This window comes from Sphingomonas faeni (assembly GCF_024273235.1).
In the GTDB taxonomy this organism is placed as follows: domain Bacteria; phylum Pseudomonadota; class Alphaproteobacteria; order Sphingomonadales; family Sphingomonadaceae; genus Sphingomonas; species Sphingomonas faeni_A.
Map to the genome: position 1 here is coordinate 71,123 of NZ_JANBVH010000013.1, position 13,211 is coordinate 84,333.

The window sequence follows — 13,211 nt, forward strand, 5'->3', positions numbered from 1 at the left end:
TCGCAGGCGGGCCCATTCGCAGGTGGCGACGTCTGCGCTTTTCATCGTCGCGCGGTAGGCATAGCATCGTTGCCTGTCGGGCATCGGGCGCAGAAACATACCGAACACATGCCCGGATTAGGATCGCGCCATGTATCCCAATTCCGTTCTTCCCGATGCGGCCAAACCCGTGTTGCTGGTGGTCGACGACGACCAGATGATCCGCACTCTGCTCGCCGAGAGCCTCGGCATGCACGGCTATCAGGTCGAAACCGCCACGAATGCGCGTGACATGGATGCCGTCCTGGCACGGCGCAGCGTATCGCTGATCCTGCTCGACGTCATGATGCCCGGCGAAGACGGCCTGTCCGTATGTCGTCGGTTGGCGGGCGTCGGCGCACCGCCGGTCGTGCTGCTGAGCGCACTGGGCGACGAACCCGATCGGATCCTGGGCCTCGAGATCGGCGCCAGCCATTACCTGTCCAAGCCGTGCAGCCCACGCGAGATCCTGGCGACCGTCCGCGCGGCGCTGCGGGCACGCGAAATCCAGGATGCGGGCGAGAGCCGGTCGTTCGGGTTCCTCGGCTGGCGAGTGGATTTCGCGGCGCACGAGTTGCTCGATCCCGAGGGCACGCTGATCGACCTGACCGATGGCGAGTTCGCCGTCCTGCGCGTCTTCGTCGAGCGGCCGCGCCGCGTGCTGGCGCGCGATGCGCTGCTGGAGGCGGCACGCGGCCCCGATACCGAGGCGTTCGATCGCGCGATCGACGTCCAGGTCAGCCGGTTGCGCCGCAAGCTCCGGTCCCGCGGCGACGAGATCATCCGGACGATCCGCAACGAAGGCTATTTCTTCGTCCCGCGCGTCGCGCGCCAGTGACGACCCTGCTGACGCCGGCCGGCGCTTCTCCGGTGAAGGGCAGCATGCAGCGTCCTTGGCCGCTGTTCCTGCGCATCTTCGCGCTGATGCTCGGCACGGTCATGCTGGTTCAGGTCCTGAACTTCGCGGTCGTGCTGCTGATTCCGCCGCCGATGCCGGTGATCTTCACCGCCAACCGCGTCGCCGCGGTCGCGCGAACCGGGCATGATCCGGGCGGATTGCTCAAGGCGGAACTGTCGTCCGGCCCGCCGCGGCCGAGCGACAATCCGCGCGACAGCCGGCTGGCCGCGTCGATCGCGACCGATCTAGGGCTGGCCCGCGACAAGGTGACCGTGGATACCGAGCGGTCGGCGATGCCGATGTTCGCCGGTGCGCTTCGTCCGCCGCTGCCGATGGGCATGGGTCGCCGACAGCCACCGCCCCCGTCGTTCGACAACGCGCTGTTCGGCCCCTTCGTGGTCTCGATCGAGGCGCCGAACGGCCGATGGCTGGTGATACGCCCGTCGCGCAACACGGTCGGGCCGTGGCGGATGCGGATCATACTCTGGTTCCTTGTCGCGATGGCGGTCGCCGCGCCGATTGCCTGGGCTCTGGCGCGCCGCGTCGCAAAGCCGATCGGTCTGTTCGCTGCCGCCGCGGAACGGCTCGGTCGCGATCCGCGCACCGATCCGCTGCGCGTGTCGGGCCCCCCGGAGATCGCCGAGGCCGCGAGCGCCTTCAACCTCATGCAGGAGCGGCTGAACCGGTATGTCGAGGACCGGACGACGCTGATCGCGGCCGTCGCGCACGATCTGCGGACGCCGTTGATGCGGCTGTCGTTGCGGCTGGAAAAGGCGCCCGACGACATTCGTGCCTCGAGCGAAGGCGACATCCAGGAAATGAGCCAGCGGATCGGCTCGGCCATGGCGTTCGTCCGCGACATGACCCGCCATGTCCGCCGGCAGCGGCTCGACCTGCGATCGCTCGCCGAGAGCGTCACCGACGACTTTGCCGACCGTGGTGATTCCGTCGTCCTGCACCCGGGCGCAGCGCTGACGATGGAGGGCGATGCGCCGTCGTTGAAGGCGGTGCTCGCCAACCTGGTCGGCAACGCGGTCAAATATGCCGGCCATGCCGATGTGCAGCTTCGTCGCGAACGCGGCCTCGCGATCATCGAAGTGTCGGACACCGGCCCCGGCATGGCGCCGCAGGACTTGGCGCGGGCGTTCGAGCCCTTCTTCCGCGCCGAACAATCGCGCAACCGCGATACCGGCGGCAGCGGGCTTGGCCTTGCCAGCGTTCGCGCGGTGGCCCGCGGGCATGGCGGCGACGCGACCATCGCCAACCGCCCTGGCGGCGGACTCGTCGCGGTGGTGACGCTGCCCGTCTGAGTTAGCCGTCTGAGCGGACCGTCTGAGCCGGACACATCGCGGCAATGATCGGCGTGTCTGACGCACGATCCGGCAGCAGGGAGTTTTGCATGCGTATCGTCCTAATGATCGGCGTCGCCGCCATGGTGGCGGGATGCGCCACGCAGGATTCGCGGCATGGCGGACCGGGCGGCGCGTCCGGTCGTGGTCCCGGCAACGGTCCAGCCCGTGGCCCAGAGCATGGCCCAGAGCGTGGCAGGGGCCAGCTTTTCATCAGTCCGATGGGCGAACCGTTCCGCGCATCGGCGCGCGCGGGGGCGGCACAGGATCTGTGGTTTACCGGCGCGGATGCCGATGGCGACGGACGGATCACGCTGGCCGAATTCCAGCACGACGCCACGCGGTTCTTCGCGGTGCTCGATCGCGGCAAGGACGGCGAGATCGATCCCGACGACATCGCCTTTTATGAAAACGTCCTGGTGCCCGAGATCCGCGTTGCGTCGGGCGGGCGTGGCTCCGGGCCCGAGGGCGGCGGACCGCGCGGTGGACGCGGCGGGCGCGGTCGCGGCGGTCCCGGCGGTGGTGGAGCTGGCGGCCAGGGCATGCAGTTCGGCAGCGGCGACGGCAACGGCAAGAAGAGCGCCGTCGTCCACGAGCGCCTCGGCGCGGCCCGTTTCGGATTCTTCGACCTGCCCGAGCCGGTGATCGCGGCGGACGTCAATCTCAACCGGGGGATCGATCCAGGCGAGTTCGCCAAGGCGGCAACGACGCGGTTCGCGGCGCTCGACCGCAACCGGGACGGCGCGCTGACCCGCGGCGAACTGCCACGCGCCGGTGGCGAGACGTGGCGGAACGGCTCGGACCTGCCGGTCGTCCCGCCACCGGAACCGCGCGAGCCCTGACGTAGCTCCGGTTCCCGACGACGACCGTCGCCGACACTCGTTATCGCCGTTCTCGTAGTAACCGGAACGACGAAACCAAGTGCCGCGCGACGGTGCGGTCACGCTCGCCGGATCAAGGCCGCGGTGGCATGTTGCCCATCGGCGGGCGGGGACCGTCTCCTCCCATTCCCATCGGGCCCATTCCCATCGGCCCCGGCCCCATCGGCCCCGCCCCCATCGGACCCGGACCCATCGGACCGAACCCCGGCCCCCTGCCGTGCCGCACCCGCATCAGCGCCTCGAACGCGCGACGCTGGGTCGGATCGAGCGAATCGTAGAAGGTGCGTGCGGCGGCGATGCGCTTCGCATCCTCGGCCGAGCGCCGCGCCGCATCCTGCGTCATCCGGTCGAGTTGCTGGGCGAACCCGTCGGTTGGCGGCATCGTCTTCGGCCCGTCCTGCCCCGGCGCACCGGGCATCGGAGCACCGGGCATCGGCCCGCGCCATGGCGGCGGGGGCGGCGTCATCGATGCGAGGAACGCCATCAGGGCCGGGCGTTGATCCGCGCGCAGGTTCAGCAGCAGGGCGGTATCGTCGGCCTCGCGCGCCTGCATCTGCGCCTGCATCTGGGCGATCATCGCCGGCGTCGGACCGGGGCCTCTACCGCCCATATGGTCCTGCGCACGCGCCGGCATCGACACCGCCAGCACCGCGGCGCCCATCAACGGCCCCGCCCATCTCGTCGTCGTCTTCATGGTGATAGTCCCCTCGTGTTGACGCGGTCGCCGGCTCAGCCGAGCAATCCGGAAACGATCCATCGGCGACTGACCGCGGACTTGACGATCGTCGCGCCGCACCGCCGGCAGGCCGAGCGCTGGATCGGCTCGTCCTTGATGTCGCGGTGCCGCGACCGCGGCGTGTGACGGCCGAGCGCGCAGGCGGCCGATGGTCGCGTTCGCGCACCTGATGTCTGCATCTCCAACGTCTGCCCCCGTCCGCCTCGATCGCCGAAAGATCGGACCCGCGATCTGGCCGTCAAACTTGTCCCCCGTATTTCGGCCACATTGCACACGCCCGCGTGACGCCGTTTTCATGTAGCCATGCCGCCGGTTTCGGCGTTCATGGCGGACCCGAGCGCGGTGTCGTCGCCCCGTGTCTCGCCGCCACAGTGGAGCCGATCATGGCCGAAGCCGATCTCGTCACCTTCTCCAACATCCAGCTGCGCCCGGATCCGTCGCGGACCGTGATCCGCCCGTTCAACATCGAATATCCCGGGCCGTTCAAGGTCGAGGGGCATCCCCGCGCCGAGCGCGTGATCGACCGCGTGCTGTCGCTGACGCACGACGAGCTTCATGCCGAACGCGAGCGCGTCACCGCATCGCTGGACGAGCGCCACCGCGACGTCGACGACCTGCTGCTCCACCGTTTCGGTGAGGTCATGGCAGTGGTGCACGACACCCGCGAGATCACGCGCGACCAACAAGTCCTGATCGGCGCGTATCTGAGCGGGGAATATTCGTTCGAAGCCGCCGCGCTGTTCAACCCGAGCATGGTGCTGCATCCCGACCAGACCGGTGCGCCCGACGACGGTCTCCGCTTCATCCTGTCGCTGCGCGGGATCGGCGAGGGTCACGTGTCGTCGGTCACGTTCCGCACCGGCCGCTGGTCGCCGCAGGACGGCTTTTCGGTCGATCCCGCCAGCCGGACCGCAGTGCCGCCGCGGATAGCACCGACCGACCGCGGTGCGACCGATGGCGGACCGACCCAGTTGAATTGCAGCGGCAGCCGCGAATTATCGGAGACGGTGATCTTCCCGATCCTACCGAGCCAGCGCCAGGGGATCGAGGATCTGCGCCTCGTCCGGTTCGAGGATGCCGGCGAGGTTCAGTATCTCGGCACCTACACCGCGTTCAGCGGGTCCGAGACGCGCTGCGAACTGCTGCGGGGAGAGGACTTCAAGACGTTCGAGATGCAGCCGATGCGCGGCGCGGTCGCGGCCACCAAGGGGATGGCGCTGTTCCCGCGCAAGATCGACGGGCGCTTCGCGATGCTCGGGCGGCAGGACAACGAGAATATCTGGTTCCTCAGCTCGGACGACCTGCTGACCTGGGAGGGCGGCACCAAGATCGTCGAGCCGAAATGGCCGTGGGAATTCATCCAGATGGGCAATTGCGGCTCACCGATCGAGATCGACGAAGGCTGGCTGGTGCTGACCCACGGCGTCGGCAGCGTCCGAAATTACTGCGTCGGCGCGTGCCTGCTCGACCGGGACGATCCGACCAGGCTGCTCGCACGGATGACGGAGCCGCTGATCGTGCCGAGCCCGAAGGAACGCGACGGGTATGTGCCGAACGTCGTCTACAGCTGTGGCGGGATCGTCCATGACCGCACGCTGCTGCTGCCGTTCGGCGTGGCGGACAATTTCGCCTCGTTCGCGACGGTGGACGTGGGACGATTGATTGCGGCCATGGCGTGATTTGGGCGGCACTTCATCGATCCTCCCCCGCCAGGGGGAGGTGGCGCTGAAAGCGACGGAGGGGGAGGACACGGAACGAGCGTGGTCGCCTACCTCCCCCTCCGTCAGGCTACGCCTGCCACCTCCCCCTTGCGGGGGAGGATCGTTCAGAGAATACCTAGTCGCTATGTCCTATTCGGCAAACTCAGTCCGTTGGACGACGAGTGCCGCACCAGCGAAATCCTCCGTCGCGACCGCCTCGATCTGGCGCTCGATACCGCGCGTAAGCCCAGCGGGCACCGTCACCGCAAAGCCGCGCGCGATCAGGCCTTCGACGGCCCAGCGGACGCAATAATCCGCCGCGACGCCGATCACCGTCACGTCCGTGACGCCGCTCGCCGCCAACCCCGCGAAGAACTCCTCCCGCGGTGTCGTCGGTCGGTCGGAATCCCGCGCGTCCTCGATCGCCAGGTCCGGCTCGGCCCACATATCGAACACCCCCTTCTCGATCCGCCACGCTGGAATCGCCGCATCGATCAGTGCCACGTCGAGCATGTTGCGCCACCCTTGCGTGCCGCGAACGCAGTGGATCGGAAACATCGCCGCCTCGGGCGATGCGGCATAGGTCTCGACGAAATGCGTATCGAAGGTGAAGAGAACGCCCGTCGTATCCTCGGGCTTCAGCGCCGCCAGCCACGCCTGCATCGGCGCGACCAAGGCCGCCGCTCCGGCCACGCTCAGCGCGCCCTCGCCCGCCATGAAATCCCACTGCGTATCCACCACGACCACGAACCGCGCCATCGCCCGTCTCCTTTGGCCGCTGCTTGACACACTCGCGTCTTCTCGGACACCCGCAGCACTCGCAACGCAGGAGCCCGCGCGCATGGCCGTGACCGATATCGCCACCCGGACGTATAATCACAATTTCCGGCTCGATCCGATCGTGCGCAGCCTGCTCGATACCGATTTCTACAAGCTGCTGATGTTGCAGATGATCCGGCACGCCTATCCGGACGTCACCGCCACCTTCGCACTGATCAACCGGACGAAGACCGTGCGGCTGGCCGAGATCGTCGACGAAACCGAGTTGCGCGCGCAGCTCGATCACGCGCGGACGCTGCGGTTCGCGAAGAAGGAGCTGATCTGGCTTGCGGGCAACAGCTTCTACGGCAAGCAGAAGATGTTCGGGCCCGAGTTTCTCGCCTGGCTCGCCGAGTTCCAGTTGCCGGCATACGATCTGCGCCAGGTCGACGGGCAGTATGAGCTGCATTTCGAGGGGCCGTGGAGCCACACGACGATGTGGGAGATCCCCGCGCTGACGATCATCAACGAGCTGAAATCGCGCGCGGCCCTGCGCGACCGCGGGCGGTTCGCGCTCGACATCGTCTACGCGCGCGCCAAGGCCAAGCTGTGGGAAAAGGTGGAGCGCCTGCGCGAGCTGCCCGACCTCGTCCTGTCGGATTTCGGCACGCGGCGGCGGCATGGGTTCCTGTGGCAGCGCTGGTGCGTCGAGGCGCTGAAGGAAGGGCTCGGCGACCGGTTCATCGGCACCTCGAACGTGCTGCTGGCGATGGATGCCGACCTCGAGGCGATCGGCACCAACGCGCACGAACTGCCGATGGTGACCGCCGCGCTGGCCGAGAGTGATGCCGAACTCGCCGAAGCGCCGTACCGCGTGCTCGAGCATTGGCGGCAGCATTATAACGGCAATCTGCTGATCGCGCTGCCCGACGCGTTCGGGACGACCGCGTTCCTGCGCCACGCGCCGCACTGGCTGGCGGAGTGGACCGGTTTCCGTCCCGACAGCGCGCCGCCGATCGCGGGCGGCGAGCAGATCATCCGCTGGTGGGAGGAGCAGGGCGTCGATCCGAAGACCAAGCTGCTGATCTTCTCCGACGGCATGGACATCGACACGATCGAGCAGACCTATCGGCATTTTCATGGCCGCGTGCGGATGAGCTTCGGCTGGGGGACCAACCTGACCAACGATTTCCGCGGCTGCGATCCGGACGGCGCGGCGGCGCTGGAGCCGATTTCGCTGGTCTGCAAGGTGATCGCGGCGAACGGGCGACCGGCGGTGAAGCTGTCGGATAATCCGGCGAAGGCTACCGGGGAACCGGCGGAGATCGAGCGCTACCTGCGGGTGTTCGGGGAAGCGGACAGGGCGAGCGCGCCGGTGCTGGTGTGAGGGCGTAATTCTGCTCCCCTCCCTGGAAGGGAGGGGTTGGGGGTGGGTCGGTTTCCGTATTGGGCGACATTGCGGCACGAGCCGACCTACCCACCCCCAGCCCCTCCCTTTCAGGGAGGGGAGCAACATACTCCCTAGTCCTCGACCAGTTTCATTAAACGCCGCTCGACCGGAGCCAGCACCGGGCCCAGTTCGTGCCCGCGTTTCACCACCGCGCCGGCTTCGCCGATCAGCGCCCACATGCCTTGCTTGTTGCGCAGCGCCGGGCGCTTCTCGATCCTGAACTCCGGGCGTTCGGCGGCGCGACGGAAGGCAGCGAAGACTGCGGCGTCCTTGCCGAGATCGATCGCATAGTCACGCCAATGGCCGGCGGCGACCATCCGGCCGTAGAGATCGAGAATCCGATTGAGTTCGAGGCGTTCGAAGCCGACCTGCGTCGCCTTGGACGGTGTCGGGAACGGCACGACGCCCATCAGTTCGCCACCCTCATGCTCGGTCGCGCCGGTCCTCTGGACGATCTTCGGCGAGCAGTGCGTCGAGACGCTTGCGCATCGTCTCCAACTCGCAGCGCATGAGCTCCATTTTCTGCGTGGCAGGGTCGAATGCTTCGCTGCACGGCGTACCGTAAGGCACGAATCGCGGCATTTCGGGTGCGTTGCCGCCCTCGATCGTGGTTGCACGCGCGGGAATGCCGACCACCGTCGTGCCCGCCGGCACGTCGCGCGTGACGACCGCGTTGGCACCGACGCGCGAGCGCTTGCCGAGCGTGATCGGGCCGAGCACCTGCGCGCCCGAACCTATGATCGCGCCGTCGGAGATGGTCGGGTGGCGCTTGCCCTGGACGCCGTTGTCGGGACTGGTGCCGCCCAGCGTGACGCACTGGTAGATCGTGACGTCATCGCCGATCTCCGCCGTCTCGCCGATCACCACGAAGCCGTGGTCGATGAAGAAATTGCGACCGATCGTCGCGCCCGGATGGATGTCGATCGCGGTCGTGAAGCGCGACCAGTGATTGACGCACCGCGCGAGGAAATACAGTTTCGCCTTGTACAGGCGGTGCGCGATGCGGTGATAGCCGAGCGCCCAGACGCCCGGATACAGCATGATCTCGGCGCGCGAATGGGGGGCCGGATCGCGGGCGCGGATCGAATCCAAATAGGCCAGTAATCCGCTCGACATGCGCAGTCCCCTTCGCGATGTCCGTATCTAGGGTATCGAACGGCCGATTTCCAGAACCGGGTCCGCAAGGGGATCGGAGGCGGCTTCTCCTCGTTGGGATCGGGGTAAAGCCTATCTTTGTTGTGGGATAAGCCCGCGCGTTGCAGTTTGGGTTCGACAACGAGGGAATGCCGATGTTCGACCTGACGACCTTGAGCTTCGAGACGCTCCTGCCCTTCATCCTCGTCGGGTTCGCGGCGCAGGTCGTCGACGGTGCGCTGGGTATGGCGTTCGGCGTGATCTCGAACACGCTGCTGCTGTGGGTGGGCGTGCCGCCAGCCGCGGCGTCGGCGGGGGTGCATACCGTCGAGACGTTCACGACCGCGGTGTCGGGGATCAGCCATGTGCTGCACAAGAACGTCAACTGGACGCTGTTCCTGCGGCTGATGATCCCGGGTGTGATCGGCGGCGTGCTGGGCGCATACGTGCTGTCGAACATCGACGCGAGCACGGCGAAACCGTTCATCCTCGCGTATCTGACGTCGATCGGCGTGTATTTGCTGTACCGTGGGCTTCGCTATCCGCCCAAGCAGAAGGAGCCGAAGATCGTCGAGCCGCTGGGGCTGGTCGGGGGGTTCCTCGACGCGGCGGGCGGTGGCGGCTGGGGGCCGGTGGTGACGTCGAACCTGCTCGTGCAGGGCGCGGCGCCACGGACCACGATCGGGACGGTCAATACCGCGGAGTTCTTCCTGACCGCGACGATTTCCGCGACGTTCATCACGCAGCTCGGCTGGGCGGCGTTTACGCAGGCTACGGTGGGACTGCTGATCGGCGGGGTGCTGGCGGCACCTTTCGGGGCGCTGCTGGCGAAACGCGTGCCGGCGAAGACGTTGATGGTGATGGTCGGCGTGATCCTAACGATCACGAGCCTGTTCGGGCTATACCGCGCGATCTGGCACTGATTTTTAATTCTTGCCCCTCCCTGGAAGGGAGGGGTCGGGGGTGGGTCGGTTTCCGTATCAGGCGACGTTGCGACACAAGCGGGCCTACCCACCCCCATCCCCTCCCTTTCAGGGAGGGGGGCTTTCCGTCTTCAGGTCAAAGCGTCGCGTGGACTGTCGCAACCGCGGCCATCACCGCGCCGATCCGCACCGACGTCTGGATCGCTTCCGCGGTAACGCCGGCCTTCTTCAAAATCTGCTCGTGGCTGTCGATGCACATGCCGCAGCCGTTCATCGCCGACACGGCGAGGCTGAACAGCTCGAAATCGACCTTGTCGATGCCCGGCTGGCCGATCACGTTCATGCGCAGCTTGGCCGGCATGTTGCGATATTCCTGGTTACCGGCGAGGTGCGTGAACCGGTAATAGACGTTGTTCATCGCCATCACCGCAGCCGCCGCACGCGCTGCATTGGCAGCCTCGGGCGAGAGTTTCGGTGCGCATTCGGCTTCGGCGGCCTCGACCAGTGGCTTGTAGCCCGAGCCATGCGCGCAGGTCAGCAGCAGGCCGTATTTGCGCTGGTCGCTGAGGTGCGTCTCGTTGAGGAGCGAACCGACGTTGAGACGGATGTCCTTGGCGTATTCGGGCAGCGTGCCCGCGAATTCCTTGAGCGACATGATCTTCTTTTTCTTCCTCCCCTCCCGCTGGCGGGAGGGGACCGAGGGGTGGGCCCGCGCTCACCATGAACGAATGCGTCCGGGGAGCGCGCGGGCCCACCCCCTGCCCCCTCCCGCGAGCGGGAAGGGGAAAGAAGAGTTTTACTTACGCAGCCAGCTGGAGGACGTCGTCGCCCTTGTTCCAGTTGCACGGGCAGAGCTCGTCGGTCTGCAGCGCGTCGAGTACGCGGAGCGTCTCGGCGGGGTTGCGGCCGACGTTCAGGCCGTTGACCTGGACCGCCTGGATGACGTTGTCCGGATCGATGATGAAGGTCGCACGGAACGCGACATGCTCGTTCTTGTCGACGATGCCGAGCGCGTCGGCGAGCTTGGCGCCGTTATCCGCCAGCCACGGGAAATCGGCTGCGGCCAGATCCGCGTCCGACTTGCGCCAGGCGAGGTGGACGTGCGCGGTGTCGGTCGATGCGCCGATGAGCACGGCGTCGCGGTCCTCGAAATCGCTGCGGATGTCGCTGTAGCCGACGATCTCGGTCGGGCAGACGAAGGTGAAATCCTTCGGCCAGTAGAACAGCACCTTCCACTTGCCCGGATACGCCGTCGTCAGATCGAGCGTCTCGCCGGCGGGCAGCGCGGCAACGCCCTGCTGGACGGGAATGGTCATCGATGGGAACTGATCGCCGATGGTCAACATGATGGAAGCCTCCTGAAAAATCTTTGGCTCCAGGCATCCTCACAGGCGGCGGGTATCCCGCTCGTTCGTTGTGCAATGCGGTATATGGGGACTGGTGTTATCGATCCAACGGTCTATTTATCATCCGATGATCGATTGAGGCGATTAATGGCAGCCACGTACCTACCCACGTTAAAACAGTTGCAATATCTGGTCGCGCTGAAGGACCATGGTCATTTCGGGCGCGCGGCGGAGGCGTGCTTCGTGACGCAGTCGACGCTGTCCGCAGGCCTGCGCGAGCTGGAAACGCTGATCGGCGTGGTGCTGGTCGAGCGTACGCGGCGGGTCGTGCGGTTCACCCCGCTGGGTGATTCGATCGCCGACAAGGCGCGGCGCGTGCTGCGCGAGGCGGAGGAACTGGGCGACATGGCGCGCGCCGCCGGCCAGCCGCTGTCGGGCGACATGCGGATGAGCGTCATCCCGACGATCGCGCCGTTCATGCTGCCCAGGATTTTGCCGCGGTTGCGAAAGGATTATCCCGACCTGAAGCTGTTCCTTCGCGAGGAGCCGAGTGGTCCCGCGTGCGAGGGTCTGCACAATGGCCGGACCGATTGCGTGCTGCTCGCCCTCCCCTATGCCTGCGGGGAGGTCACGTCGGAGACGCTGTTCGAGGATCGGCTGTTCGTCGCCTATCCGTCGGGCGAAGTGCCGTCGGCGCTGCCCGCGATCCCCGCGTCGGCGATCGACGAGACGCGGCTTCTGCTGCTCGAGGACGGGCATTGCCTGAAGGATCATGCGCTCGGCGCGTGCAACCGGCCCGAACTGCGCGCGGAGGCGACGATGCTGGGGACGTCGCTGCATACGATCGTGCAGATGGTCGACAACGGGCTCGGCATCACGATGCTGCCCGAGATGGCGCTGAAGGCGGGTATCCTCGACAACACCAACATCACCGCGCGGCCGCTCGACGAGATCAACGCGGTGCGGCGGATCGCGCTGGTCTGGCGTCGGGCGAGCCCGCGGGAGAAAGACTTTAGGCTGATGGCGAAGGCGCTGGCCGACGTTCAATAGACCCCGCTTCTGCCCCCATCCCTGAAAGGGAGGGGTTGGGGGTGGGTCGGGTTCCGTATCGGGCGACGTTGCGACACAAGCAGGCCTACCCACCCCCAGCCCCTCCCTTTCAGGGATGGGAGACCGTTGCGCTTCAGGCCCGCCCGTTCAGTTCCTGGACATCCGCCCACCCCGAGATTGGCACGGGTGCGCAACCAACTCGGCGTTCGATCGTATCTTTCGAACTTCCCGCTGGAGACCCGATGATGTCGAAGACGCTTCCGCTACTGCTGATGACGAGTGCGCTGACACTCGCTGCGTGCAGTGGCAAATCGAAGGACGACGTGGCGAGTCCGTCGACCAACCCCGCGCTGGCGGTGCCGAACGGCCCTCCCGCGGTCGCCAATCCCACCGTCGGCGGCGTGCCGATGATGGCCACCCGGACGATCGTCGACAACGCGTCCGCCGCCCCCAATCTCTCGACGCTGGTCGCTGCTGTGAAGGCCGCCGATCTGGTCGGCACGCTGTCGGGTCCGGGGCCGTTCACGGTGTTCGCGCCGACCAACGACGCGTTCGGGCGGCTCGCACCGGGGATGGTCGACACGCTGTTGAAGCCCGAGAACAAGGCCTCGCTCACCAAGGTCCTGACCTATCATGTCGTGCCAGGCGCGATCACCGCCGACGACCTGCGCCAGCGCATTGCGGCCGGCGGTGGGACGGCGACGTTGACCACGGTCGAGGGCGATCCGATCACCGCGACGCTGGTCGGCGCGGTCATCACCCTGACCGACGTCAACGGCAACAAGAGTTATGTCGAGACCGCAGACGTGCGCCAGTCGAATGGCGTGGTGCATGTCGTCAACGGCGTAATCGTGCCGAAATTGAGCTGATCGGCACGACTGTCGGGCTCGGTTCGTCGCATCGATGGCGCGGCTGGTCCGCCAAAACATTGAAGACGGGCCGATCTCATACCTAACTTTTTCGTTCG

Annotated in this window: 15 protein-coding genes; 8 read left to right on the forward strand and 7 right to left on the reverse strand. The window is 66.8% G+C overall.

The window, feature by feature from the left end; all coding sequences use genetic code 11:
- The first annotated feature begins 130 nt into the window (after positions 1-130).
- From NLI89_RS09160 to NLI89_RS09170, 3 genes are all read left to right on the forward strand, one after another.
- Positions 131-856: a response regulator gene (locus NLI89_RS09160; RefSeq protein WP_254686760.1), complete on the forward strand. Its 726-nt coding sequence runs from the start codon at positions 131-133 to the stop codon at positions 854-856.
- Positions 853-2,226 carry a sensor histidine kinase gene (locus NLI89_RS09165; RefSeq protein ID WP_254686761.1) on the forward strand — a complete coding sequence of 458 codons (1,374 nt, stop codon included), beginning with the start codon at positions 853-855 and terminating at the stop codon, positions 2,224-2,226. The genes NLI89_RS09160 and NLI89_RS09165 overlap by 4 nt, the downstream gene beginning before the upstream one ends.
- An 89-nt stretch (positions 2,227-2,315) precedes the next feature.
- Positions 2,316-3,107, forward strand: coding sequence for an EF-hand domain-containing protein (locus tag NLI89_RS09170; RefSeq protein ID WP_254686762.1), 792 nt, complete (start codon positions 2,316-2,318; stop codon positions 3,105-3,107).
- Positions 3,108-3,219: 112 nt separating this feature from the next.
- Here NLI89_RS09170 and NLI89_RS09175 read toward each other — a convergent pair whose 3' ends face one another.
- A complete protein-coding gene (locus tag NLI89_RS09175; protein ID WP_254686763.1) occupies positions 3,220-3,840 on the reverse strand; it encodes a hypothetical protein in 621 nt (206 codons plus the stop codon).
- A gap of 35 nt (positions 3,841-3,875) precedes the next feature.
- Positions 3,876-4,061 carry a hypothetical protein gene (locus NLI89_RS09180; RefSeq protein ID WP_187502775.1) on the reverse strand — a complete coding sequence of 62 codons (186 nt, stop codon included), beginning with the start codon at positions 4,059-4,061 and terminating at the stop codon, positions 3,876-3,878.
- Between the two features lie 204 nt (positions 4,062-4,265).
- Between NLI89_RS09180 and NLI89_RS09185 the strand changes: the two genes are divergently transcribed.
- A complete protein-coding gene (locus NLI89_RS09185) occupies positions 4,266-5,561 on the forward strand; it encodes a glycoside hydrolase family 130 protein (protein ID WP_254686810.1) in 1,296 nt (431 codons plus the stop codon).
- A gap of 171 nt (positions 5,562-5,732) precedes the next feature.
- On the opposite strand, the gene NLI89_RS09190 is transcribed toward NLI89_RS09185, so the two are convergent.
- The gene (locus tag NLI89_RS09190; RefSeq protein ID WP_254686764.1) at positions 5,733-6,341 is read right to left on the reverse strand and encodes an isochorismatase family protein; all 609 of its coding nucleotides are present in this window, start codon (positions 6,339-6,341) and stop codon (positions 5,733-5,735) included.
- Positions 6,342-6,423: 82 nt separating this feature from the next.
- Here NLI89_RS09190 and pncB point away from each other — a divergent pair, with 82 nt between their 5' ends.
- Positions 6,424-7,728 (forward strand): nicotinate phosphoribosyltransferase, encoded by a 1,305-nt coding sequence (pncB, locus tag NLI89_RS09195; RefSeq protein WP_254686765.1) that lies wholly within the window; start codon positions 6,424-6,426, stop codon positions 7,726-7,728.
- 134 nt (positions 7,729-7,862) lie between these two features.
- On the opposite strand, the gene NLI89_RS09200 is transcribed toward pncB, so the two are convergent.
- Together NLI89_RS09200 and epsC are read right to left on the reverse strand one after the other, a co-directional pair.
- Positions 7,863-8,201: a DUF2794 domain-containing protein gene (locus tag NLI89_RS09200; protein WP_254686766.1), complete on the reverse strand. Its 339-nt coding sequence runs from the start codon at positions 8,199-8,201 to the stop codon at positions 7,863-7,865.
- 13 nt (positions 8,202-8,214) lie between these two features.
- On the reverse strand, positions 8,215-8,907 hold the full coding sequence (gene epsC, locus NLI89_RS09205) for a serine O-acetyltransferase EpsC (protein ID WP_254686767.1): 693 nt from the start codon (positions 8,905-8,907) through the stop codon (positions 8,215-8,217).
- A gap of 173 nt (positions 8,908-9,080) precedes the next feature.
- Between epsC and NLI89_RS09210 the strand changes: the two genes are divergently transcribed.
- A complete protein-coding gene (locus tag NLI89_RS09210) occupies positions 9,081-9,848 on the forward strand; it encodes a sulfite exporter TauE/SafE family protein (protein WP_439144498.1) in 768 nt (255 codons plus the stop codon).
- Positions 9,849-9,984: 136 nt separating this feature from the next.
- Here the strand turns inward: NLI89_RS09210 and NLI89_RS09215 are convergent, their stop codons facing one another.
- Both NLI89_RS09215 and NLI89_RS09220 read right to left on the reverse strand, forming a co-directional pair.
- Positions 9,985-10,503, reverse strand: coding sequence for a carboxymuconolactone decarboxylase family protein (locus NLI89_RS09215; RefSeq protein WP_254686769.1), 519 nt, complete (start codon positions 10,501-10,503; stop codon positions 9,985-9,987).
- A 145-nt stretch (positions 10,504-10,648) separates the two neighbouring features.
- Positions 10,649-11,194, reverse strand: a complete 546-nt coding sequence (locus tag NLI89_RS09220; protein WP_128454213.1) for a peroxiredoxin — start codon at positions 11,192-11,194, stop codon at positions 10,649-10,651.
- Positions 11,195-11,341: 147 nt separating this feature from the next.
- Here NLI89_RS09220 and NLI89_RS09225 point away from each other — a divergent pair, with 147 nt between their 5' ends.
- A complete protein-coding gene (locus tag NLI89_RS09225) occupies positions 11,342-12,244 on the forward strand; it encodes a hydrogen peroxide-inducible genes activator (protein ID WP_128454212.1) in 903 nt (300 codons plus the stop codon).
- Positions 12,245-12,489: 245 nt separating this feature from the next.
- Entirely contained in the window at positions 12,490-13,113 is a 624-nt protein-coding gene (locus NLI89_RS09230; RefSeq protein WP_254686770.1) for a fasciclin domain-containing protein, read from the forward strand.
- Positions 13,114-13,211 lie beyond the last annotated feature (98 nt).

What these genes read in the sequence shown, in the direction of transcription:
- NLI89_RS09160 (WP_254686760.1), top strand. Translation starts at nt 131, where the DNA reads ATGTATCCCAATTCCGTTCTTCCCGATGCGGCCAAACCCGTGTTGCTG.
- NLI89_RS09170 (WP_254686762.1), top strand. Translation starts at nt 2,316, where the DNA reads ATGCGTATCGTCCTAATGATCGGCGTCGCCGCCATGGTGGCGGGATGC.
- NLI89_RS09175 (WP_254686763.1), bottom strand. Translation starts at nt 3,840, where the DNA reads ATGAAGACGACGACGAGATGGGCGGGGCCGTTGATGGGCGCCGCGGTG.
- NLI89_RS09180 (WP_187502775.1), bottom strand. Translation starts at nt 4,061, where the DNA reads ATGCAGACATCAGGTGCGCGAACGCGACCATCGGCCGCCTGCGCGCTC.
- NLI89_RS09185 (WP_254686810.1), top strand. Translation starts at nt 4,266, where the DNA reads ATGGCCGAAGCCGATCTCGTCACCTTCTCCAACATCCAGCTGCGCCCG.
- NLI89_RS09190 (WP_254686764.1), bottom strand. Translation starts at nt 6,341, where the DNA reads ATGGCGCGGTTCGTGGTCGTGGTGGATACGCAGTGGGATTTCATGGCG.
- pncB (WP_254686765.1), top strand. Translation starts at nt 6,424, where the DNA reads ATGGCCGTGACCGATATCGCCACCCGGACGTATAATCACAATTTCCGG.
- NLI89_RS09200 (WP_254686766.1), bottom strand. Translation starts at nt 8,201, where the DNA reads ATGGGCGTCGTGCCGTTCCCGACACCGTCCAAGGCGACGCAGGTCGGC.
- epsC (WP_254686767.1), bottom strand. Translation starts at nt 8,907, where the DNA reads ATGTCGAGCGGATTACTGGCCTATTTGGATTCGATCCGCGCCCGCGAT.
- NLI89_RS09210 (WP_439144498.1), top strand. Translation starts at nt 9,081, where the DNA reads ATGTTCGACCTGACGACCTTGAGCTTCGAGACGCTCCTGCCCTTCATC.
- NLI89_RS09215 (WP_254686769.1), bottom strand. Translation starts at nt 10,503, where the DNA reads ATGTCGCTCAAGGAATTCGCGGGCACGCTGCCCGAATACGCCAAGGAC.
- NLI89_RS09220 (WP_128454213.1), bottom strand. Translation starts at nt 11,194, where the DNA reads ATGTTGACCATCGGCGATCAGTTCCCATCGATGACCATTCCCGTCCAG.
- NLI89_RS09225 (WP_128454212.1), top strand. Translation starts at nt 11,342, where the DNA reads ATGGCAGCCACGTACCTACCCACGTTAAAACAGTTGCAATATCTGGTC.
- NLI89_RS09230 (WP_254686770.1), top strand. Translation starts at nt 12,490, where the DNA reads ATGTCGAAGACGCTTCCGCTACTGCTGATGACGAGTGCGCTGACACTC.